The organism is Bowdeniella nasicola (assembly GCF_001907295.1).
GTDB classification, from domain to species: Bacteria; Actinomycetota; Actinomycetes; order Actinomycetales; family Actinomycetaceae; genus Bowdeniella; species Bowdeniella nasicola.
This window is the reverse complement of sequence record NZ_MQVR01000175.1, coordinates 1-968: the sequence shown is the minus strand read 5'-3', so window position 1 is coordinate 968 and position 968 is coordinate 1. Positions and strand designations below refer to the sequence as shown.

The 968-nt window shown below is 63.4% G+C and carries 1 pseudogene; it reads left to right on the top strand.

The annotated features are described in order from the left end of the window. Positions 1–73: 73 nt before the first annotated feature. Positions 74–968, top strand: a pseudogene (locus BSZ39_RS12905) (IS3 family transposase); the annotation flags it as partial.

Below are 968 nucleotides of genomic sequence, written 5' to 3'. Positions count from 1 at the left end.
TGAGGTGCTCTAGGGATTTCGGACAGTGGCCCCAATAGAATTGGGGTTGCTTAGAAAGTGAGATTCTGTCCGAATGTCTACCTCTCGTCGTCGCTACAGCCAGGAGTTCAAGGACCAGCTGTGCGAGGAAGTTGTTTCCCAGTCGAAGACGATCCGCTCGGTCGCTGACGCCTACGGCATCGGCGCTGAAACCCTGCGGAACTGGGTCAAGAAGTACAAGGCCGCCCGCGGCGAAGATGAAGCACAGACGCCGCTGTCGGGATCGGAGCGGGCCCGGCTGGCGGAGCTGGAGCGGGAGAATCAGCAGCTGCGTGCCGAGGCCGCGTTCTTAAAAAAAGCGGCCGCGTACTTCGCGCGGGAGCCACGGTAGTGGCGAAGTACGAATTCATCGACTCCCAACGCAAGCATGCCCACCCGGGGTGGACGGTGGTGAACATGTGCGCCTGGCTGGAGGTCTCGAAGTCTGGCTACTACAACTGGCGCTTTCGCCCGCAGTCTGCCACCGCTGCACGTCGGCAGGCACTGACCGCACGGGTTCGGCACTTCTTCGAGGAATCGGATGGCACTTACGGGTACCGCCGCATCCACGCCGACCTGGCCGAGGAGGGCACCGAGGCGTCCCCGGAGCTGGTCCGCCAGATTATGCGCGATGAGGCCCTCTACCCCTGCCAGCCCCGGCCCAGGCGGGTGACGACGATCCCGGATGATGACGCCGCCGACATTCCGGACCTGGTGCAGCGGGACTTCTCCGCCGACCGGCCCGGCGTGAAGTTCGTCGGCGACATTACCTACATCCACACGTGGGAGGGGTTCGTGTACCTGGCCACGGTCATCGACTGCTACTCGAAGAAGGTCGTCGGCTGGTCACTGGCCGATCACATGCGCAGCGAGCTCGTCGAGCAGGCACTACTCAACGCTGCGGCCACGACGAGAATCGAACCGGATGCGATATGGCACTCGGACCGCGG